Source organism: Nocardiopsis codii, from assembly GCF_036327455.1.
GTDB classification, from domain to species: domain Bacteria; phylum Actinomycetota; class Actinomycetes; order Streptosporangiales; family Streptosporangiaceae; genus Nocardiopsis; species Nocardiopsis codii.
This window is the reverse complement of record NZ_JAUZMY010000026.1, coordinates 26,591-51,169: the sequence shown is the minus strand read 5'-3', so window position 1 is coordinate 51,169 and position 24,579 is coordinate 26,591. Positions and strand designations below refer to the sequence as shown.

The 24,579-nt window shown below is 69.0% G+C and carries 35 protein-coding genes and 1 pseudogene; 23 read left to right on the top strand and 13 right to left on the bottom strand.

Annotated elements, in window-relative coordinates; all coding sequences use genetic code 11:
- Positions 1-109: 109 nt before the first annotated feature.
- From Q8791_RS23330 to Q8791_RS23305, 6 genes and pseudogenes are all read right to left on the bottom strand, one after another.
- On the bottom strand, positions 110-643 hold the full coding sequence (locus Q8791_RS23330) for a Scr1 family TA system antitoxin-like transcriptional regulator (protein ID WP_330093923.1): 534 nt from the start codon (positions 641-643) through the stop codon (positions 110-112).
- Between the two features lie 68 nt (positions 644-711).
- On the bottom strand, positions 712-993 hold the full coding sequence (locus Q8791_RS23325) for a hypothetical protein (RefSeq protein WP_330093922.1): 282 nt from the start codon (positions 991-993) through the stop codon (positions 712-714).
- A 12-nt stretch (positions 994-1,005) separates the two neighbouring features.
- Positions 1,006-1,320 (bottom strand): hypothetical protein, encoded by a 315-nt coding sequence (locus Q8791_RS23320; RefSeq protein ID WP_330093921.1) that lies wholly within the window; start codon positions 1,318-1,320, stop codon positions 1,006-1,008.
- A gap of 128 nt (positions 1,321-1,448) precedes the next feature.
- A pseudogene (locus Q8791_RS23315) lies at positions 1,449-1,643 on the bottom strand (BldC family transcriptional regulator); the annotation flags it as partial.
- Positions 1,644-1,994: 351 nt separating this feature from the next.
- Positions 1,995-2,222, bottom strand: coding sequence for a hypothetical protein (locus Q8791_RS23310; protein WP_330093920.1), 228 nt, complete (start codon positions 2,220-2,222; stop codon positions 1,995-1,997).
- On the bottom strand, positions 2,219-2,704 hold the full coding sequence (locus Q8791_RS23305) for an ATP-binding protein (protein ID WP_330093919.1): 486 nt from the start codon (positions 2,702-2,704) through the stop codon (positions 2,219-2,221). Before Q8791_RS23305 ends, Q8791_RS23310 begins: the two co-directional genes overlap by 4 nt.
- A gap of 256 nt (positions 2,705-2,960) precedes the next feature.
- Here Q8791_RS23305 and Q8791_RS23300 point away from each other — a divergent pair, with 256 nt between their 5' ends.
- The 3 genes from Q8791_RS23300 to Q8791_RS23290 all read left to right on the top strand — a co-directional run bounded on the left by Q8791_RS23300 (position 2,961) and on the right by Q8791_RS23290 (position 5,109).
- A complete protein-coding gene (locus Q8791_RS23300) occupies positions 2,961-3,794 on the top strand; it encodes a helix-turn-helix domain-containing protein (protein WP_330093918.1) in 834 nt (277 codons plus the stop codon).
- Positions 3,791-3,970 (top strand): DUF397 domain-containing protein, encoded by a 180-nt coding sequence (locus Q8791_RS23295; protein WP_330093917.1) that lies wholly within the window; start codon positions 3,791-3,793, stop codon positions 3,968-3,970. Before Q8791_RS23300 ends, Q8791_RS23295 begins: the two co-directional genes overlap by 4 nt.
- Positions 3,971-4,386: 416 nt before the next feature.
- A complete protein-coding gene (locus Q8791_RS23290; RefSeq protein ID WP_330093916.1) occupies positions 4,387-5,109 on the top strand; it encodes a response regulator transcription factor in 723 nt (240 codons plus the stop codon).
- A gap of 57 nt (positions 5,110-5,166) precedes the next feature.
- On the opposite strand, the gene Q8791_RS23285 is transcribed toward Q8791_RS23290, so the two are convergent.
- The 3 genes from Q8791_RS23285 to Q8791_RS23275 form a co-directional block, all read right to left on the bottom strand.
- Positions 5,167-5,625, bottom strand: a complete 459-nt coding sequence (locus tag Q8791_RS23285) for a transcriptional regulator (RefSeq protein WP_330093915.1) — start codon at positions 5,623-5,625, stop codon at positions 5,167-5,169.
- Positions 5,626-5,772: 147 nt separating this feature from the next.
- Entirely contained in the window at positions 5,773-6,018 is a 246-nt protein-coding gene (locus Q8791_RS23280; RefSeq protein WP_330093914.1) for a hypothetical protein, read from the bottom strand.
- A gap of 22 nt (positions 6,019-6,040) precedes the next feature.
- Positions 6,041-7,447, bottom strand: coding sequence for a hypothetical protein (locus Q8791_RS23275; protein ID WP_330093913.1), 1,407 nt, complete (start codon positions 7,445-7,447; stop codon positions 6,041-6,043).
- A 204-nt stretch (positions 7,448-7,651) separates the two neighbouring features.
- Here Q8791_RS23275 and Q8791_RS23270 point away from each other — a divergent pair, with 204 nt between their 5' ends.
- A complete protein-coding gene (locus Q8791_RS23270) occupies positions 7,652-7,891 on the top strand; it encodes a hypothetical protein (RefSeq protein WP_330093912.1) in 240 nt (79 codons plus the stop codon).
- A gap of 3 nt (positions 7,892-7,894) precedes the next feature.
- Here Q8791_RS23270 and Q8791_RS23265 read toward each other — a convergent pair whose 3' ends face one another.
- Entirely contained in the window at positions 7,895-9,265 is a 1,371-nt protein-coding gene (locus tag Q8791_RS23265) for a tyrosine-type recombinase/integrase (protein WP_330093911.1), read from the bottom strand.
- A 52-nt stretch (positions 9,266-9,317) separates the two neighbouring features.
- On the opposite strand from Q8791_RS23265, the gene Q8791_RS31870 reads away from it, so the two are divergent.
- Entirely contained in the window at positions 9,318-9,617 is a 300-nt protein-coding gene (locus tag Q8791_RS31870) for a helix-turn-helix domain-containing protein (protein WP_407942041.1), read from the top strand.
- Here Q8791_RS31870 and Q8791_RS23260 read toward each other — a convergent pair.
- On the bottom strand, positions 9,588-9,830 hold the full coding sequence (locus Q8791_RS23260; RefSeq protein ID WP_330093910.1) for a hypothetical protein: 243 nt from the start codon (positions 9,828-9,830) through the stop codon (positions 9,588-9,590). The genes Q8791_RS31870 and Q8791_RS23260 overlap by 30 nt on opposite strands.
- 227 nt (positions 9,831-10,057) lie before the next feature.
- Positions 10,058-10,570: a hypothetical protein gene (locus Q8791_RS23255; protein WP_330093909.1), complete on the bottom strand. Its 513-nt coding sequence runs from the start codon at positions 10,568-10,570 to the stop codon at positions 10,058-10,060.
- 266 nt (positions 10,571-10,836) lie between these two features.
- Here Q8791_RS23255 and Q8791_RS23250 point away from each other — a divergent pair, with 266 nt between their 5' ends.
- From Q8791_RS23250 to Q8791_RS23205, 10 genes are all read left to right on the top strand, one after another.
- Entirely contained in the window at positions 10,837-11,148 is a 312-nt protein-coding gene (locus tag Q8791_RS23250) for a hypothetical protein (protein ID WP_330093908.1), read from the top strand.
- A gap of 6 nt (positions 11,149-11,154) precedes the next feature.
- Positions 11,155-11,364 (top strand): hypothetical protein, encoded by a 210-nt coding sequence (locus tag Q8791_RS23245; protein WP_330093907.1) that lies wholly within the window; start codon positions 11,155-11,157, stop codon positions 11,362-11,364.
- A 27-nt stretch (positions 11,365-11,391) separates the two neighbouring features.
- A complete protein-coding gene (locus Q8791_RS23240) occupies positions 11,392-12,213 on the top strand; it encodes a hypothetical protein (protein WP_330093906.1) in 822 nt (273 codons plus the stop codon).
- 73 nt (positions 12,214-12,286) lie between these two features.
- A complete protein-coding gene (locus Q8791_RS23235) occupies positions 12,287-12,637 on the top strand; it encodes a hypothetical protein (RefSeq protein WP_330093905.1) in 351 nt (116 codons plus the stop codon).
- Between the two features lie 153 nt (positions 12,638-12,790).
- Positions 12,791-13,150 carry a hypothetical protein gene (locus tag Q8791_RS23230; RefSeq protein ID WP_330093904.1) on the top strand — a complete coding sequence of 120 codons (360 nt, stop codon included), beginning with the start codon at positions 12,791-12,793 and terminating at the stop codon, positions 13,148-13,150.
- A complete protein-coding gene (locus tag Q8791_RS23225; protein WP_330093903.1) occupies positions 13,147-13,854 on the top strand; it encodes a nucleotidyltransferase domain-containing protein in 708 nt (235 codons plus the stop codon). The genes Q8791_RS23230 and Q8791_RS23225 overlap by 4 nt, the downstream gene beginning before the upstream one ends.
- The gene (locus tag Q8791_RS23220; RefSeq protein ID WP_330093902.1) at positions 13,851-14,945 is read left to right on the top strand and encodes an RNA ligase; all 1,095 of its coding nucleotides are present in this window, start codon (positions 13,851-13,853) and stop codon (positions 14,943-14,945) included. Before Q8791_RS23225 ends, Q8791_RS23220 begins: the two co-directional genes overlap by 4 nt.
- Positions 14,942-15,841: a phosphatase domain-containing protein gene (locus tag Q8791_RS23215; RefSeq protein ID WP_330093901.1), complete on the top strand. Its 900-nt coding sequence runs from the start codon at positions 14,942-14,944 to the stop codon at positions 15,839-15,841. The genes Q8791_RS23220 and Q8791_RS23215 overlap by 4 nt, the downstream gene beginning before the upstream one ends.
- Entirely contained in the window at positions 15,841-16,167 is a 327-nt protein-coding gene (locus Q8791_RS23210) for a hypothetical protein (protein WP_330093900.1), read from the top strand. The genes Q8791_RS23215 and Q8791_RS23210 overlap by 1 nt, the downstream gene beginning before the upstream one ends.
- Positions 16,164-16,685, top strand: a complete 522-nt coding sequence (locus Q8791_RS23205; protein ID WP_330093899.1) for a RusA family crossover junction endodeoxyribonuclease — start codon at positions 16,164-16,166, stop codon at positions 16,683-16,685. Before Q8791_RS23210 ends, Q8791_RS23205 begins: the two co-directional genes overlap by 4 nt.
- 289 nt (positions 16,686-16,974) lie before the next feature.
- On the opposite strand, the gene Q8791_RS23200 is transcribed toward Q8791_RS23205, so the two are convergent.
- Positions 16,975-17,235, bottom strand: coding sequence for a hypothetical protein (locus Q8791_RS23200; protein WP_330093898.1), 261 nt, complete (start codon positions 17,233-17,235; stop codon positions 16,975-16,977).
- Between the two features lie 137 nt (positions 17,236-17,372).
- Here Q8791_RS23200 and Q8791_RS23195 point away from each other — a divergent pair, with 137 nt between their 5' ends.
- From Q8791_RS23195 to Q8791_RS23160, 8 genes are all read left to right on the top strand, one after another.
- On the top strand, positions 17,373-18,176 hold the full coding sequence (locus Q8791_RS23195; RefSeq protein ID WP_330093897.1) for a hypothetical protein: 804 nt from the start codon (positions 17,373-17,375) through the stop codon (positions 18,174-18,176).
- Positions 18,177-18,263: 87 nt separating this feature from the next.
- Positions 18,264-18,854: a hypothetical protein gene (locus tag Q8791_RS23190; RefSeq protein WP_330093896.1), complete on the top strand. Its 591-nt coding sequence runs from the start codon at positions 18,264-18,266 to the stop codon at positions 18,852-18,854.
- Positions 18,855-18,963: 109 nt separating this feature from the next.
- Positions 18,964-20,238 carry a hypothetical protein gene (locus Q8791_RS23185; RefSeq protein WP_330093895.1) on the top strand — a complete coding sequence of 425 codons (1,275 nt, stop codon included), beginning with the start codon at positions 18,964-18,966 and terminating at the stop codon, positions 20,236-20,238.
- Entirely contained in the window at positions 20,235-20,873 is a 639-nt protein-coding gene (locus Q8791_RS23180; protein ID WP_330093894.1) for a hypothetical protein, read from the top strand. Before Q8791_RS23185 ends, Q8791_RS23180 begins: the two co-directional genes overlap by 4 nt.
- Before the next feature lie 56 nt (positions 20,874-20,929).
- The gene (locus Q8791_RS23175; protein WP_330093893.1) at positions 20,930-21,490 is read left to right on the top strand and encodes a WhiB family transcriptional regulator; all 561 of its coding nucleotides are present in this window, start codon (positions 20,930-20,932) and stop codon (positions 21,488-21,490) included.
- Between the two features lie 152 nt (positions 21,491-21,642).
- Positions 21,643-22,287 carry a hypothetical protein gene (locus Q8791_RS23170; RefSeq protein ID WP_330093892.1) on the top strand — a complete coding sequence of 215 codons (645 nt, stop codon included), beginning with the start codon at positions 21,643-21,645 and terminating at the stop codon, positions 22,285-22,287.
- 596 nt (positions 22,288-22,883) lie between these two features.
- Positions 22,884-23,384: a single-stranded DNA-binding protein gene (locus Q8791_RS23165; RefSeq protein ID WP_330093891.1), complete on the top strand. Its 501-nt coding sequence runs from the start codon at positions 22,884-22,886 to the stop codon at positions 23,382-23,384.
- A 251-nt stretch (positions 23,385-23,635) separates the two neighbouring features.
- Complete coding sequence (locus Q8791_RS23160) at positions 23,636-24,544, top strand: hypothetical protein (protein WP_330093890.1); 909 nt, start codon at positions 23,636-23,638, stop codon at positions 24,542-24,544.
- Positions 24,545-24,579: the final 35 nt, after the last annotated feature.

Genomic DNA, 24,579 nt, shown 5'->3' with positions numbered 1-24,579 from the left:
CCCGGGCGTGCCGTCATCCAGCCGGTTCCCTCACGGATCTGGTGCCCGGGTCACAACCCCGGGATCAGCTGTAGCGAGGCCAGGTCACAGGTGTGCCGGGGCGAAGGTCTTACCGCTGTCCTTGCTGGTAAGCGGACAGTGGCACCGCTTCCTCCCACAGCCGCCCCCACTCCTCGACCCACTGCTGGACGTCGTCAGAGGCCACGAAATAGGTGTCTCCGGCCTCGATCCACACCCTCCCGGCCCGGATGGTGAAACCGGTCGGGTCGGTCAGGACCACCCTGGCCGGGCGGACCCGGATGTCGATGTGGCCGAGCTGGTCCAGGTCGGCCAGGTGGGCGCGCTGGGCGTCCATCAGCGGCGTGTGCGGGTCGAGGTCGTGCACGGCGGCGCCGACGATGAACTGGTGGCGCAGGTGCGTGCACTCGCGGACCTGCCGGCCGCGCGCCATCCGCAACCGGATGTGGTCCTCACGGTCGTCGCTGAGGTGGGGCAGGGCGTTCGCGACTTCGGTCGCGTAGTCGAGGGTCTGGAGCAGTCCGGGGACGGTGCCGGGCGAGTACTGCCGGGTCGCGTGGACGGCTTCCTGCGCCATGAGGGCCTTCTGGCCGCCGGTGAAGACTTCAGGGGCGGTCGTGGTCATGGGTGCCTTTCTCGGTGGAGGTGTGGTGTGGGGCCCGTGCGTCACCCCCGGAACGCACGGGCCCTGGCTCATGTGGTGACGAGGTCGTGCCACTGGCGGACCGCGACCCCCAGGTGCAAGGTGTCGGCGGCGTCGACCTGTTTCCGGGCGGCTTCCAGGCGGGCCTTCGCGGTGTCGAACTCCTGCTGGGCGGCGATCTGTTCCAGGCGGGCCAGCCCGGCGGCGGCGTCCGCAGCGGCCCGTTCCCGGGCTGCCATCACTCCGGGGGCGACGGTCTCCGCGTAGGCCATGTACCGGGGAATGAGCGGGGTCCCGTCATTGGCATACGGGGGCCTCGTCTGGATGGTCACCGGGCTCTCCTCTTACAGGCCGTGCTTGGTGCGGGCGGCGGTGACTGCTGCGGCGAGTTCTTCGGGGGTGTCCGCTTCCACCAGGACGTCGCCGGGGTGTTGCGCCCACAGGCCGTCCAGGTGGGTGACCGGGACATGGCGGTGGAGGAACCCGGCGAACCAGCCCGGATTGTCGGCCTCGACCGCCTCCAGGGCGTGAAGGTCGGTACGCACCCGGTCGGGGTCCAGGACGCGGATGGTGGTGGGCTCTTTGTCCCAGGGGCGTTGGAACTCGACGGCGGGGTGCCCGTCCACGTCGGTGGGGGTGATCTTCCAGGTGGGGGTCATCGGGGCTCCCGGGTGCGGAGGGTGGTGATCAGGGCGGCGATGTGATCGGCGGCGGAGTAGTTGGCGGAGTCGGCGGCCAACCCCCGGGCGAGCTCTAACGCTCGGAGGACCGGGCCGTCACCTTGGCGGAGGAGGTCGTTGATCTGCGCCTTCGAGAACCGGCGGTGCCCGCCGAGGGTTTTGATGGACTGGAGGCGGCCTTCCTTGGCCCATGCGGTGACGGTCTTGGGGTCCACCCGGAACAGGCGGGCGACCTCGCCGGGGGAGAGCAGGTCGTCGGGGTTCGGCGGTCCGGGTTGAGGGGCGGGCACCGGGGTCTCCATCTAGCAGTTGGCGGGTCGGGGCCGGTCCGGGGAAGTACGACCGGCCCCGAGAGGGTGGGGCGGGGCCACCAGCCCCCTCGCTGGTGGCCCCGCGGTCTGGTGACGTCTCACCAGCGGGGGAAGGTCATTTCGGTGGTGGCATTGGTGTGTCGTGGGGGCAGGTCACGACCATGCGGCCCCAGGCGTCGCAGAACCAGTACATGCAGGTCTCCTTGTGTGGTCGTGGGACCCGGGCCCTGGCGGGTCATCAGCCAGGGCCCGGGTGTGGTGCGGCGGCGGAATCCTCCCGGGAGCAGGGGGAGGTGCGTCATCGCCGCACCGTCCGCCGGGTGTGTGTGACCCGGCGGGGCTTCATCGGAGGTGGCCCTTGGCCAGCTCCTTGAGGGTGGACTTCATCCGCTTGGCCAGGTCGGCGGGGTCCGTGGACCTGAGCGGGGCCACCGTGGCGGGGCCGGTGAAGTAGGCCTCCCACCAGCGATTGGGGTAGGACCACCGCACCCACCAGTACGGCAGATGGTCACGGGTGAGAGCAGCGGCCACACGCTGTTGCCCACGGTCGTGGGCGCGGTTCCACGTCATGGGTTCTCCACCACCGCGCGGATCGTGAGTGGACCCATCGTGGTGCCCTTCCACTCCCAGTCCCAGTCCCAGCAGATGGCGAGCTGTTCGACCAGGTGCAGACCGGGCAGGGGCGAGAGTCGGAGGGAACCCGACCGGGGGTAGGGGATGACGGTGTCCCGGCGGGGGCCGTTGTCGGTCACAGCGACCCGGATCAGGAACGGGTCGATACCGATGACCACCCGCACGTTCCCGCCCGGGTCCCCGGACCGGGTGTGCCTGTGGGCGTTCGACACGAGAGCGACCGCGATCTGCTCGACCCGTTTCGCCACCGGGCCGGGGACCACGGCGTGCACCCAGTTGACGAGGTGGGTGGTGTCGGGTTCATGGCCGAGGATGATGCCGTGGCGGCCGGGTTCCTCGAACCGAATGCGGTGGGGGTACGGGACACCGGTCTCAGGGGTGGGGTCTGGATTCGGTGCTGTGGTGCGGGTAGGCTTCATTCGTCTCACCTCACGTCTTTGCGGGACAGGTGGGGCTTAAGCCTCGGAGGTCGTTAACGGCGACCACCGGGGCCTTTTCATGTCTGGATGAGTGCAATGTCCCGTTTGTGTTCACGAGGGCAAAACGGCACTCGCCTCCCGCTCCGAGGGGGCGGAAAGTTCCTTCACCACGAACCTTGCCAACTCGACCACCCCCCGGTCTATGATTACCTCTAAAGAAGGTAAAGAAACTATGACCGGCGGTACCGATAGATAGGTGGGTGGTGAGATGAAGAAAACGGAGGAGAGTGAGGAAGCTGCGCGACTTCGCTTCGGAAGGCTGCTCAGGAAACTCCGAGGTCAGGCAGGTCTCTCGCAGCAGGAGATAGCTGCGCTGGCCACCGTTTCCCAAAGCCTAGTTAGCGATTTGGAACTGGGGAAAAAAGGGACACGGAGGGACCCAGTGGTTCGTCTCGATCGGGCTCTTACCGCGCGGGGTGTGCTCGTGGACGCTTGGGACGCAGCGTTCTCCGGCACGGGCATGACCGCGTACTTCCGCGAAGCCGCAGAGGCCGAGCAGACCGCGGTCAAGATCCGTGACTACTCCCACGGGCTGGTGCCTGGTCTGATCCAGGTCGAAGACTACGCGCGGGTCATCGGTGAACTTTCAAAGCCCGAGGCCAGCACGGAAGTCATCGACCAGATCGTCAAGGCTCGAAAGCATCGGCAGCAGATCCTCAGCAGGCCTCACCCGCCCACTCTCACGGTGCTCCTGGATGAGGTGGTGTTGTTGAGGCGGTTCCGAGACCGGCAGGTGATGGTCTCCCAGATCGACCATCTCCTTGACCTGTCCTACCGCCCTCGGACGACCATCCAGATCGTTCCGATTGCCACCGAGGGACACGCTGGTCTGGGTGGGTCGTTTACGCTGATGGAAGTACCTGATTCCGGCACATTCGCCTATGTCGAGAGTCAGGAGACGGGTGTGTCACTCAAGCAGGCTGAGGTTGTGGCAAGCTACGACCGAATATTCGGGGACCTCAGGAGTGCCGCACTGCCGGTGCCCGCATCACGAACCCGCATGGAAGAGATTCGAGGCAGCATCACATGATGACCGAGGACTGGAACAAGTCCACCTACAGCAACGGTAACGGCGGCCACTGCGTGGAGGCTCGCCGCGATCAGGCCGCCGTCCTGGTGCGCGACACCCAGAACCGGCCGCTCGGTCACCTGGAGGCTTCGGCCCCCGAGTGGGCCGCTCTGCTCGCTGTGGTGCGCGGCAAGTAGGCTGCGAGCAGAACCGGACCCCGCCAGCGATATTGGCGGGGTCCGGTTCCGTGTTCAGCGGGTTCAGGCTACCCCGGGGGCAGGACACACCACCAGGACCAAAGACCCCACCCACACACAAGATCGGCAATCACGTAATTCACTGCCGCCGCACATGAGATGATTAACCCCCACCCCCCCAGAAGGAGCCACATGGGATTCCTGTCCCCTCGTTCTGTGATCAGTCTGCTCGCGGCCAACATCGCGGCCAGCGGCTGGACCTGCATGTTCTGCAACTACTTGAACCGCGCCGCCGCCACCGAGTGCGAGAGCCCCATGTACTGCAAGGGCCGAGGGAATTAACACCCCCACCCCCTTTGAGGGAAATGTCCGAATGCCCAGAGGGAAGCGCCCGGCAGCCTAAGAAAGGCACACCTGTGAGCCCCCACCCCCCTTCACCGAACCACCTCCCACACCCGGTCGAAGAGGCCCCCACCACCCCGCCGCCCATCCGCGTCATGGTCGTGGACGACCACGCCCTGTTCCGCCGCGGCCTCGTGTCCGTCCTGGACGAAGAGGAGGACATCAACGTGGTCGGGGAGGCCGGGCGCGGGTCGGACGCCGTCCAGCTCGCCACCTACGCCCGCCCCGACGTGGTCCTCATGGACGTGTGGATGCCCGGGTCGTCCGGAATCGACGCGTGCACCCAGATCCGCCAGAAGGCCCCGCACACCAGGTTCATCATGCTCACCATGAGCGACGACAACTCCGACCTGTTCGACGCTCTGAAGGCCGGCGCGACCGGGTACCTGTTGAAGGAGATCGCGGTCACCGATATCGCTCGTGCGGTGCGGGTGATCGCGGGCGGGCAGTCGTTCATCAACCCGAGGATGGCGACGAAGCTCATCGGGGAGTTCGCGGAGCTGGCGAAGCAGGACGCGGCCCCGGCGTCGGCTCCGATGATCCCGGATCTGACCCCGCGTGAGACTGAGGTGTTGCGGCTGTTGGCGCGGTCGTTGAACAACCGGGAGATCGGGGAGCGGTTGTTCATCACGGAGAACACGGTGAAGAACCATGTGCGGAACATCCTGGAGAAGTTGCAGGTGCACTCCCGGACGGAGGCGGCTATCTACGCGGTGCGTGCCGAGTATGTGACCTGACAGTGTGTCGGGGATGTCCTCGCCCCCACCCCCGGGGATGTGGGGTGGGGTAGCGGGTCACACGGTCGCCCCGCAGGCGACGATCAGGGAGGCCACGAACCCCCACCCCACATGCCACGATTGGTCCAGCGCATACGCCCCGGTCCCCAACGAAGGGTTGTCGTCACGCCCGGCCCGGGGTGAACCGAACCGGTAGAACTCGCCCCGCCCCAACCGGTCCGCCAGCCGCGCCAACGGCGCTCTTCTGTCCGCCCAGTAGTGCGACACGGCATCCACGCCCAGGCCAGCCGCCACCGCTACCGGGTGCACGTCCATCCCGGACAGCAGCACCACCGGCGCCAGAAACGCCACCTTGACGGCGGCGAGCGACGTGACGTGGCGGGCGCACGCGGCGCGACCAGACCACCCCGCGTCGCCCTTCTCGGCGGCCTGGCAGGACGTCTGTGCCCAGTGGTCGCCCACCTGGTGGCCGGCGAACAGGGCCGCGAATACGGCGGCGAACACGGTCGGGTCCATGGGGGTTCCTCTCGTCCGGTTATCCCAGCCTGACCGCGAACCCTCGGGGGGACTGTCCAGAACCGGACTCTGCGGAGTGGCGGCAGTCACGCACACAAGGACGGCCGCCCCCACCCCGACAGGGGCGAGAGCGGCCGTCAACGGCGTCTACGCAGGCGGGAGAGGGATCGCCCCGTCCCCAACCGGGCGGCGAACGGGCGGCTCCTCCCGCACCTCCGTCGCGATCACGGTCGGGTCCACCTCCACCGTCAGATACCGCCTCACCCCGGGGTCCCTCCGGTTCGGGCGGTCCCCCGACGAGCGGACGATGCGCACACCCGGGGTGTTCTCCAGGACGGCCACGAACGCGTCGATCTCCTCGCTCGGGCCGGACGGTCGGATGTCGAGTGCCACAGCAGTACCTTCCTCAGGGTTGTCAGAACAGGGCGGCGGGGGCGGTCGTGTCGGTTCCGGCGGCCTGGGTCTCCTTCGCCTTCCGGATCACGGCCTGCCGCCACAGCCGGTTGTCCTTGTTGACCCCGTTGAGCTCGCACAGCTTCCGGCCGGACAGAGGCTCGCCCGTGCGTTCGCTGTCCAGGTACAGGTCCACGGCGGCCTGGAACGCGGGCTCTCCGGGCTTCGGGGCGATCTGTCGGCCCCGCTCGTCCACGGGCAGGGTGGGAATGACCCAGGTGTCGAGGAGGGTCTTGGCGGCGGCGGGTTCGGGGACGATCAGGGAGGTGCGGGCGCCGGGGGTGGGGGCGGGCCGGTTCTCGAACGGGTCTTCGTCCCACGGTTCGACGTTGTCTTCGGCGGCCGGGGCGGTCTTCTTGGCGTCGGTGCCGAACCGCTCCCACGGGTCCACGTACTCCTCCTGGTCCGCGCTGGGCTCCCAGTCCTTCAGGTTCTCCAGGACGGGGGCCTCGACAGCCGGGGCGGGGGCCGGGGTCACCTCGGCGGCCGGGGCCGGGGCGGGAACCTGCGGGGAGTCCTTCTGGGCGGGCAGGGGCGGAACCGTACCGGCGGGGACCGGGTGAACCAGCTTCATCTCGTCCAGGGTCTCCGCGCCTTCCTCGGGCTGGGCGTCCCGGGCGTAGTCGTCGAACATCCCGATCAGGTGCGCCGTGACGGCAGCACCGATCGGGCCGAGGGACTTCGCGACGATCGCAGCAGCCGCGTCGGCTCCCCACACGGTGGGCCAGACGGGCAGCACGGACAGGGCCAGCGACACCAGGAGGGCGGCACCCATCACGACCAAGGCTCGACGGTCCACGTCGCCCCCGGCGGTGCGCAGGATCGACCGCCCGATGATGACGGCAGCGACAACGGTGATCAGCCCCGGCTCCACGACCCATGCGGCCCACCAGGACAGTGTCCCGGGGGTGAGAGCGAGCGCGGTCACGACACCGTCGTGCACACCCGACGTGGACCACAAGCCGAAGCCGAGGAGTACGGGGATGCCGACCCTGAGGGTCCACGTCCTGACTGCCTGGACACGCAGACGGCGGGCCTCAGCGGACTGGCTGATCTGGAAGGCAAGGCGGGCGCGGGCCCCGTTCACGCGAGCGTGACGGAACACGCTCCCGATCTTGGTCTGCTCGGCGCGGTCGGCAGCCCGCTCGGCGCGCTCGTGCTCGGCGGCGCGGGCGGTCTCGTCCACGTCGCGGAGCGCCTGGCGGTACTCGGCGGCGGCCCGGCGGCGCTTCACGGCGTCCTCGCGGCGGGCCTTGCGGAGCTTCCGACGTTCCTTCAACCGGCCCGGGAGGCTGCCGGGGGACTGGTGCTTGGTCGCGGCGGGGGCGGGTTCGGTGGTGGCAGGTGGGGTGGGGGTACGATCGGCCATGGCTCGATCTCCTGTGTCGTTGAGGTCAACAGGGGGTTGAGGGCCCTGGCCGGTGTGTCATCACCGACCAGGGCTTTTTCGCTGGTTCCTGGGGCGGCTGTGGGGCAGTTTTGGGGCGGCAGCTCTCCAAACCCGCGCACCTGACTGCATCGGACAGCACCGAATCGAAGCGATCTGCAAGACCCTCATAGGGGAAGTGAACGCATGACCGTCATCAAAAAAGTCGCCGATTTCGCAGGTCAGTGGTTTGCACTGCTGGTCCTGGTCGCGGGGGTCGTCGGTCTACTCGCCCCTGGGCAGGCCGCCCCGTTGGCCCCGTACACACCGATAATGCTCGGCGTCATCATGTTCGGGGTGATCATGCCGGTGGGGTACTTTGCCAGTTCAGGGCGGCTATCTACACCAGATTATACCCCGCGTGGGGCACTTATGGGGCAGTTTTAGCCACTACTTTGCCCGCAGCATCCGATCCAGAATCGGCACCTGAGACGACCTTCCGAGCTTCTTCCGCTCCGCCACCATCTCCCACCACGCAGCCTCAAGGTCCGCGAGAAGCTTCGCCCGAGACGACTCCGTGGGGTGCGTGTACACGCCCGCGATCGACGAATCCGTGTGGCCCATCCGCTCATTCGCGACCGCGTTCGGCACCCCCAGATCCGACAGCAACGTCCGATGCCAGTGCCGACAGGTGTGCAACGACCCCTCCGGCACGAACCCCGACCAGCACGCCGTGGACGCCTTCGAGCTCTTCCGGTACACCTGCCCCATGAACGGGTCCGGGTCCGCATCCCGCAGGTGAACCGGAACCGCCTTCCTTCCCGCGCGCATACTCCGCCCTCGGAACGCGGGGAGGAAGTAGGAGTCGCTGAATCGGTTGTCCCGCCAGTGCGGTTTGGTGGGGGTGGGGGAGTCGAACAGGGTGTCTCCGGCCGGGTGCCGGAACTCGTCCTCCAGGCCCTCCCCGCACGGGCACCAGTCGGCCCCAGGGGTGCGCCGCGGCAAGGTTGCGAACATGTCCAGGAGGAAATCCGGCACACCGACCTGGCGGTAGCTGCCCGCCTTGGGGGGTTTGCAGCAGAACGCAGGCCCCTCGAAGTACAGCTGCCGGTCAACGGACAGCACGCCCCCTGAGGGCGGTCGCAGAGCGATCAGCTCCGACCAACGCACCCCCGTGAAGAACTTCGTGACGACCAGAATGAAATCTTCGTCGCGCCCGGACAGGATGCCTACGCGCTCCGCGGTGATGAGCGCCTGAAGGTGGTTGGGCAAGATCTTCCTCTCCTCGTTGATACGCGCCAGCCGGCGCGGAGCGATCGCTCCCCGGTTGCGTGTGCGTGCTGCTGGGTTGCGGTTGGTGTGGACCTTCGTGGCGTCCTTCATGATCGTGCTGAACAGCGACGCGATGCCGTTGACGGTGTTGCGTGCGTAGTGCTTTCCCAGGAACCCGTACCAGGCGGCGATCTGGTGGTCTGCACCTTCGAGTTCGGCGAGGGTGCGCGCCCCCCACTTGGGGAGGAGGTGGTTCTGGATGATGCTCTTGTAGTTGCGCAGGCTGTTGCGGTCTACCTGTTGGGCGGCGAACCAGTCGTTGACGAACGCCTCGAAGGTCTGCCCGGGGTTGGCGCCGGTGGGGCGTCGCTTCCGCTCGGCCTTGAGCTTCTGGCGTTCTTCCTTCTCCTGTTTCTCGACCTTGTCGGCGTGCCGCTTCGCGGAGGCTTCGGTGCGGAACCGGAAGTCGGTGCCGTCCTTGCCTCCGTGCCGGTCGCGCCACCGTCCGCGCCACTTCCCATCAGCGGCGCGTTGTTCTGCCCAGGCCATATCTCCATCCTTAATTAGCGCTAATTAGCGCTCATGGGGTACGGTTGTTCGTATGGATGAGGAGCTGTTGGATGACGCCCAGGTCGCTCAGATGTTGGGGGCGTCCCAGCGGTGGGTTGCGGACCAGGCCCGGCAGGGGGTGTTCCCGCACTACCGGTTCGGGCGGTCTCGCAGGTACGGCCGGGAGCACGTGGAGGTGATCAAGCGGCTGTCGGAACAGCCTGCCCTTGCGGGGTCTGCCACGAGCCGCCCGCGGCCTCGGCCGGTGGGGAGGGGGGGTCCGGTGGAGGGGCGGCGGCTCGTGGCGAAAACGCCGAGGCGTCTACAGCAGGTGCGGGGTGGGGAACAGTAGGACCGGGTCGGCTTCGTGTCCGTGGACGATCGAGTCGGGGCCGCCTACGTACATTCCGAGGAGGTCATGGGGGTCGCACTGGCACAGCAGTGCCCAGTTGCGGTACTCCTCGGGGGAGAGGTCGTTTTGGCGGATGTCCTCGATGTAGGGGTAGGCGTCACGGACGGTGATCCCGGTGCAGAACAGGATGAGCGGCTTCCGGAGCCCCTTCACTACCGATACGGGGACGTCCCAGTTGGGTGAGGGTACCACCCAAACGAGGCCCTTCTTCGGTGTGATGAGGGATGGGGGTTCAAGCGTCGCTGTCATTGGTTTCCTCCTTGCGGACAACAATATGTCATTTCAGAGTTGTCCGCGACGTTTGCCCTCCTCAGTGACCACTAGTTCCATGCTTGACGCTTGAACCAACCTACGGTTTACAGAGATATCTAAACTTCTTATCAAACTTTAAGGCTCGAAGTTCGCCGCTTGATCGCGAGGAGCTTCGCCTGCATCGCCTCCCGCCCCTCACCGTCCAGGTCGGCGATGCGCAGGTCCACCTCCTGGCCGCCGATCTCGAACGTCAGGTAGTAGTCGGTGACCCCGTCGGGGCGCTCCGCCCAGCGGAACCCCTTGCCCGGGGGAGGGGCGGGTTCGTTGGTTATCGGGGCCTGCTCGGGGGCGGGTTCGCCGTTGTAGATGGCGAGCACGGTGCCCGCTGACCAGCCGAAATGGCTCTCCAAGCCGTGGATGGTCTTGACCTGGGGCATCGCTCCGGTCGCGCGGATGTGGCGCAGGGTGGGTTCGGAAACGCGCGCGCCGGCGGCGATCTCGGACCACTTCTCGCCTCGTATCCCCCTTGCTCGGTTGAGGGCTGCGCTGATGCGCTGGGCGCGAACCGTGGCGGGTACGTCCCGCTCGGTCTGTGCGTGGGTGTACGCCTCGTGTTGGGCGTCGGGTGGGGAAGTCTCCATGCCTCTGAGAGTACACGGAGACCCTAATATTAGCGCCTTTTGGCGCGAGCTGTAACCGGGAAGCTACACAGAACTAGCGCCAAGCAGCGCCGTCGGCGCAGGTCCCCACACTTGCGATGAGCGCTAATTAGCGCTAATTTAGGACGTAGCGAAACCTCGTGAACCTGGTGGATCTCATGGCCTAAACCATGCCACCTCCCTCCGACATTCGAGCCTCAAGCGTCCAAAACCTTTTGCGCGCATTGTCAGCACCCAGAAAGCACCCCATGCCCCTCCGCTTTGTCGACACCCTCCCCGCCGCGAAGATCGGCCGCCCCCACTCCGACACCCCGTCCTGGGGTGCCCAGTACATCCCCGAGCTGATGGACAACCCCGGCACGTGGGCCGAGCTCACCGAAGCCGTTGACCTGACGAAGAACCAGCTCACCCGCCACGCCGCGCACATCAACCGCCGCCAGAGGTCGTGGGCGGACCCCGAGAACGGAGGCCGGTTCCGCGCGGCCATGCGCACCGTGGACGGCAGGCCCCGACTGTTCGTCCGCTACGAGACCCGCGCCCACGCCCCGGCAACGGCCTGACACCCCGTGTCCTCCTCCGGCTCCGGGCCCTCGGACATCGCTGGCTTCCTCGGCCTGCTCGGCCTACTCCTCATCGCCCTCAAGCTCACCGGCGTCATCGACTGGTCGTGGTGGTGGGTGACGGCCCCCCTGTGGGTCGGGGCCCTCCTGGCCTTGACCCTCATCGCGTTCGTGATCGGCGCGGCCGTGCTCATCGCGATCGTCACCCGCGACTAACCCCTAACCCCTGAAAGAGAGAACCCCATGACCACGCCCCTCCCCGCCGCGTCCGGACCGTTCACCATCACCCCCGAGGTCGCCCGCGCCTGGCTTCGCGACCGCAACAAGGGCAACCGGACCCTGTCCCTGCACGCCGCCCAGGAGTACGCCGACACCATGCGCGACGGCCGGTGGCAGCTCACCCACCAGGGCATCGCTTTTGACACCGAAGGGCTGATCCTCGACGGCCAGCACCGGTTGCTCGCCGTCACCCTCGCCGACACCACCGTGGACATGATGGTGTTCGTCGGCATGGAGCGGGCCACCTTCACCGTCCTGGACGTTGGCCGCCGCCGCCAGGCCGGGCACCTCATCCAGTCCACCCCCTACGGTCTGGTCGCCGCAGCAGCCTCCCGATACCTCGGCGTGGTCGATGGCACGTTCCAGGCCGGGCGCAGCAGCTACGTCACTGGCAAGGGAGACAACGACGCTCTCCTGAAGGTGTTCGCGAACTGGGAGAAGGAACTGGTCCGGTGGGCGAGGCCCGTCAACGAGACCCGGAAGACGTCCCGTGTGATGCCCGCCCCGCACCTCGCCGTTCTCGCTCAGGCGGCCCGCACCCAGCACGCGCACCTGATCGAACCCTGGCTGGACGGGTTGAAGACCGGCGCGGGCCTAGAGGCCACGGACGCCCGGTTGCATCTGCGGAACCGGTTCATCGCGGACAAGAAGTCGTTCCTGGGCATCACCGGCCGCGACCAGGCGTACCGGCTGATCGTGAAGGCGTGGAACTCGCACGCCGAGGGCAAGCCGATGCGTCTGCTCAAGCTCACGGAACGCGAGCAGATCCCGACCGTCGTCCAGTAGTCCCGCCCGGCCGGGGCTCCCGCTGCCCCGGCTCCCTTCCTCCCCTTCTTTCCCCGCTCACGAAGGGCCCCCGTTGTCCACACCCGAGAACACCCGCCGGGTCACCCACCTGGCAGACCTGTCCCGCGAACTCGACCAGGCCGTCATGGACCTCGGTCGCTACGAGGACATGGCGGTGGAAGCCGAAGCGGACTACAAGCTCGCCCACTCCCACGCCATGAAGGACGCGGCGGGCCCGATGGACCTCCGCAAGGCCGAAGCGACCATCCAGTGCGACGAACTGTTCCGCACCTGCGGAAAGGCCGCCGCGCTGGTCACCATGCAGAGGGCGCACATCAAGGCCCTGCACACCCGTATCGACGTGGGCCGCACTCTCCAGGCGACCGCCCGCGCGGAGGTCAACCTCACCGGGCTCGGCACGTGACCCCCCTCCAGCGGTACGAAGCCGCAGACCGGTTGCTGGACGAGTACTCCCTGACCGGGAACCCGCATCTCCTCGCCGAAGCCCGCCGCCACGCCGCCCGCGCGGAAGCCCACCGGCTCGCCTGCCCCAACACGGCAACGGGGGTGACGCCCCGTGGCCCCCGACCGTGACCAGCTCGCCCTCGACATCGAGCCCGTCAACCCAGGGATCGCCGACACCCTGCGCGTCACCTCCGCGGACTGGTGGTCGCGGGCATCCCGCGCGGTCGCCCAGCTCGCCCGCGAAGGCCGCCCGTTCCAGGCATACGACGTCGTCACCCGGTTCGGTGTCGAGGAGCCCGACAACGGGGCCAAGCAGTGGGGCGCCCTGTTCTCCGCCATGCGTAAGGCCGGGGTGATCGTCCACCACGGCTACACCACGTCGGCGCGGCCGACCGCGAACAGCTCGGCGTGCCGCCAGTGGATCGGCGCGGCCACCCCCATCCCCTCCACTCCTGAAAGGCCCGCAGCGTGAACACTGTCCTGCTGTCCGGGATCGTCGGGTCCACCGCCTACGGGCTGGCCCGCCCCGATTCCGACGTCGACCGGCTGGGTGTGTTCGCTGCCCCCACCACGGCCGTGCTCGGCCTGGACCCCGTCAAGGAGTCCGTGGTCACGACCCGCCCCGACTCGACCATGCACGAGGCCGGCCACTACGCCGGGCTGCTCCTGGGCGGGAACCCGTCGTTGACCGAACTGCTGTGGCTCCCCGAGGACCTGTACGAGACGGTCACCCCGTTGGGGGAGGAGCTGATCGGCGTGCGGGGCGCGTTCCTGTGCCGTCGCCGGGTCCGTGACTCCTACCTCGGGTTCGCCCGGCAGCAGCTCGGCCGCATCAACAAGGCGCTGAAGAACCCGGCGAAGCTCGGCAACCCCGCCGGGGCGGTCGCGAAGTCGGCCCGGCACATGGCCCGCCTGCTCCACCAGGGCCGGGAGCTGTACACCACCGGCCAGTTGACGGTGCGCCTAGACGCGGACACCGCTACCGGGATTCACGAGTTCGGTCGGGGGGTGGCGGCCGGGGACACCGAGCGTGCGGCGGCGCTGCTCGCGGAGATCGACCGGGCGATGCCGATGGGCGGCGGCGTGCTGCCCACCACCCCTGACAAGTCGCGTGTGCAGGACTGGATTCTGCGTGTGCGCGAAGCCCACTGGACCCCCCAGGAGATTTCCGCATGAGCCCCCTGTTCCTCACCGACCTGTTCGCCCATGGCGACCTCGACGCCGCCATCGCGGACGGTTGGGTGCGCCCTCAGGACCACCCGACGTTGCCGCTGCGCATCCTCAACTACACCGAGAAGACCCAGTTCGCGCAGAACTGGACCCCGGTGACCGAGCAGTGCCGGGGCCTGATCTACGACACCACCACCGGCCGTGTCGTGGCCCGCCCGTTCCGCAAGTTCCACAACTACGGCAGCCCCCAGGCCGGGGTGTTGGACCTGACCGCCCCGGTGGCCGCGCTCGACAAGGCGGACGGCAGCCTGGGCATCCTCTACCCGACCGGTCGTGGCACGTGGGCGGTCGCCACCCGGGGTTCGTTCACCTCCGACCAGGCGGTGCACGCCACCCGTGTGTGGCAGGAGAAGTACGCCAACCGTGTCGCCCCCTACGAGGGTGAGACGTGGTTGTTCGAGATCGTGTACCCGGCTAACCGGATCGTCCTGGACTACGGCGGCATGGACGACCTGGTGCTCCTCGGCGCGGTCGCCAACCACACCGGGCGGGTCATTTCCCCGTCCGCTCTGTACCGGTGGCCCGGCCCGCGCGTGTTCGAGTTCGACCACAAGACCCTCGCCGACGCGGTCGCCGCCCCGCCGCGCCCGAACGCGGAGGGCCTGGTGGTGCGGTTCGGTGACGGCCGGATGGTGAAGCTGAAGCAGGAGGACTACGTTCTGCTCCACCGGACCCTGTTCGGGCTGAACGCCCGGGTGGTGTGGGAGCGGCTGGGTTCCGGTGCGACGGCCGCAGACATCTGCGACGGGCTCCCGGACGAGTTCCACCCGTGGGTGAAGGCCACCGTGGACGGTCTCCTTCGGGACTACGCGAAGGTCCTCGCGGGGGCGTGGGCCGAGCACACCCACATCACCATCTCTCTCCCTGAGGGGTGGGAGCGCCGCGACTACGCCCAGCGGGCGGCGAAGTCGAAGTTCCGGCCGTGGCTGTTCATGATCCTCGACGACAAGGACCCGCGCCCCGCGATCTGGAAGACGCTGCGCCCGTCCGCCGACAACCGCCCCACGACCACCACGGTTGCGGAGGTCGCGGCGTGAGCACCCTGTACGCCACCCGGGGCCTGCCCGGGTCCGGAAAGTCCACCCTGGCGCGCGCATGGGTCGCTGAGGACCCCACCTCGCGCGCCCGCGTGAACGGAGACGACCTCCGCCAGATGCTCACCGGCGGGTACGTGAAGGCCGCCGAGCACCGCGCCGGAATGGTGCGCGACAGCGCGGCCCTGTCCCTGCTCCGGTCCGGGGTGGACGTGGTCGTGGACAACACCCACCTGCGCGCCCGCGCCCTGCGGGGCCTCGCCGAGGTGGCACGCCGGGCCGGGGCCGAGTTCGAGGTGTGGGACCTGACCGACGTCGACGTGGAGGAGTGCATCCGCCGCGACGCCGCCCGCCCCGAACCGGTGGGGGAGGACGTCATCCGGGGGATGCACCAGCGGTTCCTCAAGGGCCGCACCCTGCCGCTCCCGGCGCCCACCCTCGGAGACCTGCCCGTGGTGGCTGCCCCGTACCGGCCGGCACCGGGTACGCCCCGCGCGGTGCTGGTGGATGTGGACGGCACGGTGGCGTTGATGGGCGACCGGGGCCCCTACGACTGGGGTCGGGTGGGGGAGGACGCTCCGAACCGTTCGGTGATCGACGTGGCGGTCGCCCTGCACACCGACGGGCACGTCCTGGTGGTGATGTCGGGCCGGTCCGAGGTGTGCCGTGACGCGACGGTGGCGTGGCTGAGTGAACACCTGCGGTCCCCGTTCGTCGGGCCGTTCATGCGCGCCGAAGGCGACCACCGCAAGGACTCCGTGGTGAAGGCCGAGCTGTTCGACGCCCATGTCCGCGACCACTACGACATCACCGCTGTGCTGGACGACCGCCGCCAGGTCGTGGACATGTGGCGGTCCATGGGCCTGGTCACGTTGCAGGTCGCCGAGGGGGAGTTCTGATGCGCGCTCGGAAGACGGCGGCCGGGGCCGTCCTGGTCGTGGCCGCCGTCGCCGGGTGCGCCCCGGAGTCGGGTGAGGTCGTGGGTCGGGACTACACCGCCCCGTACACGTGGGTGGAGCAGCAGTGCACGACGGTCACTCAGCCGAACGGCGGGAGCGCGGCGCAGGTGTGTACGCCGGTCACCCGGTACGAGGACGAGTCGTACAGCCTGCGCCTGGACGACGGCGAGTCCGCGGGGTGGCGTGAGGTGTCCGAGCACGACCACGCGGTGTGTCACGTCGGTGACCTGTACCCGGCGTGCGCCCGGGAGCGGGGTGGCCGGTGACCGTGTACACGCTGGCGCTCCCGGTCGGGCTGCCGATGATGAACGCCAACCACCGCCTCCACTTCGCGAAGCGGGCCGGGCAGACCAAGGAGATCCGGGACGCCGCGGCCGACACGGCTCGGAGTGCTGGTGTTCCCGCTCTGCCCGGGGCGTGGGTCATGGGGTACGTGCACCCGCCGAAGAACTACGCGGTGTGGGACCCGGCGAACTACCACCCCATGGCGAAGGCCGCTTTGGACGGGTTGGTCGACGCCGGGGTGTTCACCGACGACTCCTACCAGTTCGTCGCGGGCCCGGACATGAGGCCTGCCCCGAAGGTCCCCGGCGGGCAGCTCGTCCTCGTGGTCATGCCGGACGCGTGGCGGTGCCGGTGCGGTCACGACGTCATCGAGCACCTGGAGGGCGGGGTGTTGGAGCGGTGCCGGCGTCCCGTGTGCGGGTGCCTGCGGTACCGGGAACCCGACCCCACCCCGGGCAACCCGGCTGGTGGGGTGTCCGCCCCGGGGGGTGGGGTGTGAAACCCCGGTCTGTGCGGTGGGGCGAGTGTGCGTGCTGCGGTGCGGTGGGTCGGTTGACCGGGCGTGGTTTGCGTGCGTGGTGCCATGCCCGGTTCCGGTCCGCGGGTCGGTTGGGGGAGTGGCCGACTCGGGAGGAGTTGGTGGTGGAGGACATGCGGATGGTGTTGGCGACGGGCGCCCCGTTGTGTGTGGTTGCGGTCCGGTGCGGGGTGTCGGAGGACACGGTGCGCCGGTTCGTGCGGGGTGGGGTGCGGGTGGGTTCGTCTGGGTTGGAGGCCGCGGCGTGAGGTCATCCCTTGGTGATGCGCCGGCCGGTGCCTCCGCGCTTCAGGGGCGGGATGCCGCCGAGGCGGGCGATCTCGCGGACCTTGGGCACGCTGACGTCGGCGATTTTTGCCAGTTCCTCGCGGTCCCTTTGGGGGTCCTGTTTGAGGAGTTCGAGGATCAGGCGGTCTATGTCGTTGCGGGCTTCGGCTGCGCCTTTGTCGTGTTCCTGGCGGCGTTGTACGGCTTCGCGGAGGTCTTCCACGGGGTTGGTGTCCTTTCGCATGAGGGGAGTGTCCCACAGGTCCGATAGTAGCTTACGAAATCAGCTTTCGAAAGCGACTTGCGAAAGCAGCTTTCGTAACCTAGTGTCGAGTCATCGGCAGGGTGCATCGCCCCGCCACCACCCGAAGGGACACCCCCGTGAAGCTCTCGGAAACCATGAAGGCCGCGCTCGTGCGACTGCTTGACGCACAGGAGGAAGGCACCTCGCGCGTCGCCACCAAGAAGGCACCCACCACCGCAGCTCTGGCCCGTCGCGGCCTGGTCGCGTACAGCACCGTCGCGTTCGGCACCTCCTACGCGCTGACCCTCACCGACGACGGCCGCGAGGAAGCGGAGCGCATCCGTGCGGAGGACACGGCAGAGGAAGCCCGCAAGGACGCGGAGCCGGAGCCGATGCACATGCGGAACCTGGGCGGCACCCTGTGCGGGGAGCCCGGCCCGGACACGGCCGGGACCGGTCACGTGGACTGCGAGGGCTGCCGCGAGCTGCTGGCCGCCGAGGCGGAGCGCATCGCGCGGGGCATCTACCTGTGCCCGGTGTGGGAGGTGCCCACCGACGAATGCGAGTGCTCCGACTGCGAGGACCTGCACGCGGACAACCAGGCGGAGGCTGGCGAGGAGCCCCCGGCCCCGTTGCCGCGCCGTGAGCGCGCGACCCGCATCGAGGACGCCATCGACCGCCACCACGGCGTGGACCTCGACAAGGCCCGCAAGATCGCCGCTCACCTCGGCACCGCCGGACTGTCCGTCCTCCAGTCGGCTGATGAGGACGGGTACCTCACCGCCGGGCACCCCGCGTCCCTGGCGTCCATGGCTGGCAAGGAGCTCGTGAAGCAGGCCGAGCACCCGGCGGCCGGTGGCGGCCCGCGCACCTACCGCATCACCCGCCTCGGACAGACGGTGGCCCGCATGAAGGCCGCCGCGCTGGACCGAACCGCCTGACCCGGAAATGACGACGGCGGGGCCGGTCTCAACTCCAGTGAGACCGGTCCCGCCACCCCCCAACCTACAACCCCGAAAGGCCCTCCCATGTCCCGCTACACCCAGTTCATCACCGCCCGCCTAGACGAGGGCACCAACCCCCTCCCCGCCCCCGTGACGGCCGCCCTACTCTCCATCGCCGCCATGCACGCCGGACCCGACGAGTGCACCGGGTGCGGGCACACCGCCTACGAGGAGACCACCCCCGCCGAGCAGTGCGAGCAGGCCCACGAGATCGCAGCGATCTGGGCGGACCACCCCGACTACCCGGGCCGCCCCACCCACCGCGCCCTTCTCCTGAACGCGGACGACGACGGCAGCGTGTACCGCAGCGGCTCCGAGGCGCTGATCGCCGCCGGGCTGGCCCGCCGCACCCCGGCCGGGGTGTACCTGACCCCGCGCGGCCGGGCGCTACTCCCCGCCGACCACAAGGCCGCCGGGCGCGCGTCCGTCCTCGTCTTCGACTGGGGCCGCGACCCGTTCCCGTACCCGGCCCCCGCAGTGCCGACCGTCGCGGACGTCCGCTCCTACCCCACCTTCTACATCTGCGGACCCGGCCGGGAGCTAGCGGAGAACACCCGCTGCCCGCACGAGTACTTCCTCACGGACTCGTGCCCCGGCTGCGCCGCCGACGAGTAACCCGCCCCGGCCCCGGGGCAACCCACCCGCCCCGGGGCCACCCCACCCCGCCCCAACCGCTGGGGTGCGCCACCCCACCCCAGCCCACCCGCGCACCACAAGGAACACCATGGCCCGCACCGGCTACGCCAAGATCTACACCAGGATCTGGTCCGACAAGGACTTCATCGCCCTCCCCGAGCAGCTGCAACGCGGCTTCCTCATGCTCATGTCCCAGGGCAACCTCAACGCCGCCGGGATCATCGCCCTCCAGCCCCGCCGATGGGCCCGCTTCGCCGCCGACTCCACCCCCGAGTCGGTCACCGCGGTCGTCAACGAGCTGGAGGCCCGCCGGTACGTGTACGCGGACTGGGACACCGAGGAGCTGTTGGTGCGCTCCTACATCCGCGTGGACGAGCTGTGGAAGCAGCCCAACGTCATCAAGGGGTCTTTCGACGACATCGAGGCGACCCTGTCCGACCGGCTCAAGGGCGTGCTCCGCACGGAGCTGGAGCGCATCCCGTGGGGGGCGTTGACGGGGAAGATGGCGGCCGAGACGCAGGCGCGCGCGGCCGAGGTCATCGCGTCCCTGCCGGCGCTGGGGGAGGCGGGCGGGGAGGCCCCAAAAGGGCTGGGTGAACCCTCCGTCGAAGGGGTCGGGGAACCCTTCGTCGAACCCTTCCGGGAAGGGTTCCCGGAACCCTCCGGAGAACCCTCCGAGGGAGGGTCTGTGAACCCCTCCCCGGAACCCTCCGGCGAACCCATCGCGGAACCCCCGGTTGTGGTTGCGGTAGCGGTAGGGGTTGAGGTTGGTACTCCAGAAGGTTCTTTCAAGAAGACTTCGTCTTCTTCGTCCGAGACGAATCTCGGACCCGGGACCGGTGACGAGGATGAGCCGGACGAGGACACGCCCGGGGTGTGCGAGGACCCCGAGGGCGAGGACGCCGATCCTCAGGAGGACGCGCCCGATCCCGACGAGGACCAGGACGACGACGGCGAACCCGACGAGGACCAGGAGCCCGAACCGGTTCGCGACGACGTCGAACGCGTCTGCACCCACCTCCGCCAGCGCGTCATCGAGGGCGGGAAACCCGCTCACCGGGTCAACATCACCAAGGGATGGCGCACCTCGGCCCGGCTGCTCATCGACCGCGACGGGGTCACCGAAGAGCAGATCATCCGCGCGATCGACTGGGTCCAGAAGGACGCGTTCTGGCGGACCAACGTCCGCTCGATGCCCAAGCTCCGGGAGAAGTTCTTCGAGTTGCGGGACCGCGCCACCGAGGAGCGCCGCAAGGCCGCCGCACCCGCCCGCCGCCCCCACAACGCCGCCCTGCCCTCCGCGGACGGCACCACCGTGTTCGACCGCGCCCGCCAGCGCCTCACAGAACAGGAACCCCAGTGAACGCCGAAGAGGCCATCGCCGTTGCCGAACTCGTGTCGAGCATCTGCCCCGCCCAACGGTTCAACGAGCGCACCCCCGACACGTGGGCGGTGCTCCTGGAAGACGTCGACCTCATCGAAGCCCAGGGCGCGTTGAAGGTCCTCGGCAAGACCCACGAGTTCATCGCGCCGAAGAACATCATCGAGCAGGTCAACCGCGATCGGCGGCGGCGTCGCACCGGGTACGTGGCTCCGGCCCCGGCCAACCCGGACGACGAGGCCGGGTACCGGGCCCAGCTGTACAGGGCGAACCGGGCCGCGTCCCGGCCGCCGATGAACCCGAACCGGTTGGCGTTGACGGCGGGGGACGATGTGGCACGCCGCCGGGCGGCCGAGCTGCGGGCCGCCGATGGGGGGCGGGTTGTGGATGCGAGGACCGCGCCGAAGTACACCCCGGCGCCGGTGCGTGACGCGCTCGCTCAGGTGCGCCGCCAGTGCCAGGAGGCGTCCCGGGGACGGTGGGGGGACGAGGGTCCGCGGGGCCGGTGGCGTCCTCCGGCGGAACCGCCGCGCGGGGAGGGCGACCCTGCCCCGTTGACAGGGGTGGTCCTGCGGGAGGCCGTACAGGCCCGTGGGAAGCCGCCAGAGCGCCGCTGATCCTCGAACGCCTGTTCCTCCAGCCCCTCACCTCACCATCCCGAAAGGAGCCCCCAGTGGCCCCCTGGACCTCACAGGCCGCGTGCCGAGGCAAAGCCGGTGCCCTGTTCACCGTCCCCGCCCCCGGCACCCGCGCACAGAACACCCGCAACAAGGCCCTCACCATCTGCCGACGCTGCCCCGTCCAACGGCCCTGCCTCGAAACCGCCCTCGCCAACCCCGACCAGGTATGGAACCGGGTCGCCGGCGGCCTCACCCACGAGCAGCGCACCCACGTCGCCGCCGCCCGCGACCGCGCCCAGGTGCGGTTGACCAAACCGCAGGTGGCCGCCGCGTACACGGAGCTGTGGGAGGGCCGCACCCTCACCGGCGCCCCCACCCAGGACCCCGCCCGCAAGGAGGCGGCCCGGCACATGGCCCAGGACCAGGCCGCCGCCCGCATGATCGGCCAGGGCCGCCTGGTCGAGGAGACCGCCCGCTGCTCTGGGCCCGTGCTGCGGGACGCGCTCGCCGCCGGGGACGCCGCTGCCGTCCGGCAGGTCCTCGACGGGCTCCCGGCCGAGCACCGGTCCGCGCTGCTGGTGGAGTTCGCCGCGGAGCTGGGAGCCGCCGCGTGACCGCCGACACGATCCCGCACGGCACCCTCCGAGGGCACATGCACTACCGGTGCCGGTGCGACCTATGTGAACCGGTTCGCCGCGCTTACGGCCAGAAGGTGTCCCGGCAGAAGGCATACGGACAGTGGAACCCCTACGGGGACTTGCCCCAGGTGCTCGACCACATCACCCACCTGCGCAAGGGCGGATGGTCGGTAGCGCAGATCGCAGACGCCGCCGGCACGTCACCGTCTGGTCTGTACAAGCTCATCAACGGGGATGTTGGGCGGGTGCGCACCAAGACCGCGGCGGCGCTGCTTGCCCTATCTGGCCCGCCTCCTCTCAGCCAATCGGTGTCGAAGCGCCCAATTTTCGGTGCCCAGCGCAGGGTGCGGGCGTTGATCGCACTGGGGTGGTCTCAGAGGGCCATTGCTGAACGGTCGGGCCTGTCTGTGGAAGTCATGTACCTGGTTCGGCGCGGGGGCCGGGCGATGATCACGTCCACGACGCATCACGCGATTGCCCAGGCGTACCAGGAGCTGTCCCGCGCAGCCCCGGAGAACCCTTCGGCGGCGATGGTGCAGTTGGCGAAGGCCGAGGGTTGGCCTCCTCCGGCGGGGTGGGACGACGAGTGGTTGGACCTGCCGGAAGCCGAGTTGGCGGCAGAGCTGGCCCGGTTGGTGGGGCTGATGGACACCGACGAGAAACGGGATTGCAAGACCGCGTTCGAGGTGCACAAGGACATGTCTCCGCTGGTTGTGGCGGCGGCGAGGACGTACCGGAGGGAACTCCGGACCAAGGTGGAGGTAGCGGCGTGAGTAAGCGCAGGGCGACGGGGCCGACCGCGGCGACGAGGCGGATCGTGTGGGAGCGGGACGGGGGTGCGTGCGCTCTGTGCGGCGGCACGGTGTGGGAGGGCGACCACTCGTTGCAGCATCGGCGGGCGCGGGGGATGGGCGGTACGAGGCGGGCGGAGTCGAACGGTCCGGCGAACCTGGTGTTGGTGCACGGGTCCGCGACGACGGGTTGCCATGGGTGGATCGAGTCGCACCCGGAGGAGGCGGCGCGGAGGGGTTTTCGGCTTGGGCAGTGGGCGGACCCGGCGGATGTGCCGGTGTTGTACGCGGGGCGGGTGTGGGTGCGGTTGGGGCATGACGGGGGCTGGGCGGCGGTGAGTGGGCCGCTGCCGGGGGAGGAGGAGCGGGGGGTTATCGGGGTGTGAATCTACGTCTTAAAGGTGTCTGGTCTGCGCTAACTGGCGCTAATTTTTTCGCCCTGGGAGCGCTAATTAGCGCTAATTTGCGGTATGATGGGGGTACCCCAACAGGGAGGGAAACCTTCCGGGGTAGCGGGTTTGACCTGCGAAAAGGCACTTCCGGATGCTGTCCGGCCCTAAGGAAACGAGATACCCCGCATGACCCTCCCCGCTATCAACGGTGCGTTCCGTCTCATCGACGCTCCCGAACTCACTTTCGCGAACTCCGGCACCCCCATCCTCAAGGTCCGGCTCGCCGCGAACTCCCGCCGCCTCAACAAGGACACCAACGAGTGGGAGGACGCCGACAAGGTCTTCCTGAACGGCGTCATGTTCGGTGACCGCGCCGAGGCCATCGCTGAGGCGAACCTGTCCAAGGGGCAGGAGGTGTACGTAGCTGGGCGTCTCAAGACCTCTGAGTGGGAGACCAAGGAGGGCGAGAAGCGGTCCGCGCCGGAGCTTCTGATCGACACGGTCGCGCCGACGATCCGGCCCCCGCGCCGTGACGGCAACCAGCAGGGCGGACAGCAGGGCGGCGGTTACGGCAGGAACGGCGGCCGCCAGACGGGCCAGCGCACCCAGGCGGACGACCCGTGGGGTGGTGGCCAGCAGGGAGGCGGGTTCGGTGGTGGCCCCGCCAACGGAGAGCCCCCGTTCTGACAACTCGGGGCGGGACCAATCGGCTTCGTCTCTCCCGCCCCGCCCGGGGCTGGCACGCACCCCAGTGCAGCCCGCCCCACCCCCCGGGGCCGACCCGCACCCGCTCGCAGGTCGGCCCCACCCCACCCCACCCCACCCCACCGAGCAGTACACCGCCACCCGCTACGTGCCCGTCTAACCCACCCCACCCCGCCGGGGCGGCCGACCCCACGGCCGCCCCACCCCCTCCACCCCGCTCCCTGGAGACCCCCATGACCCACTTCGCCCTCATCGCCGCCGTCAAGCACCCCGACGACCTTGACACCGCGCTCGCCCCGTTCGACGAGAACAAGGAAGTCGCCCCATACCGCGACTACTTCGAGGACTGGGAGAAGACGTACTCCCGCGCCCTCGGCTTCTACAAGGAGTGCCCCGAGGACAAGCCCGCCGGGCTGGACGAGAAGAACGTCCCCGAGGTCCTGTCCGACTACGAGGACATGGAGGTTCACGAGGACACCACCGGCGACAAGGTCCGCTACTACACCGTGGTCACCTACAACCCCAACTCGAAGTGGGACTGGTGGATCATCGGCGGCCGGTACGCCGGGAAGTGGGCCACCAACAGCCCCGGGCACCCCGACCTTCTCACCGCCACCCCGGCGTGGAACACCCCCCGGGACATGCTCACCGGCACGGTCAACGGCGGCCCGAAGAAGCTCCTCGACCTGGACGAGTCCCGAACCCGAGTCAGCTCCCAGGCCGCCACCGAATGGGACGCCTTCCACCGCATCGCGGACAAGCACCCCGGGTCGTTCGGGTGGTCGCACTTCTACGGGAAGGTCTCCGACACCTACCCGATCGACCAGGCCCGCACCGACTACCGGGAACAGCCGCTCTGGTCCGCGCTGGAAGGCACCGAGTTCGACCTGCGGATGGGCTGCCCGGTCGATGAGTACGCGGTGGACCGGGCCGTGTACATCGACCGTCACCGGGCGCGCGCGAACGTCGGCTACGCCCTCCTCACTCTCGACGGCGAGTGGATCGCCCCCGGCGACATGGGCTGGTTCGGGATGTCCTCCGACGACCAGTCGGACCGCGACGCCTACTACGAGCGCGCGAACGCCTACATCGACAGCCTCGACGGCGACACGTACCTGATCGTCGTGGACTGCCACATCTGACCCCCTTCAGCGGCCCGGACACCCCGGGTTCGGGC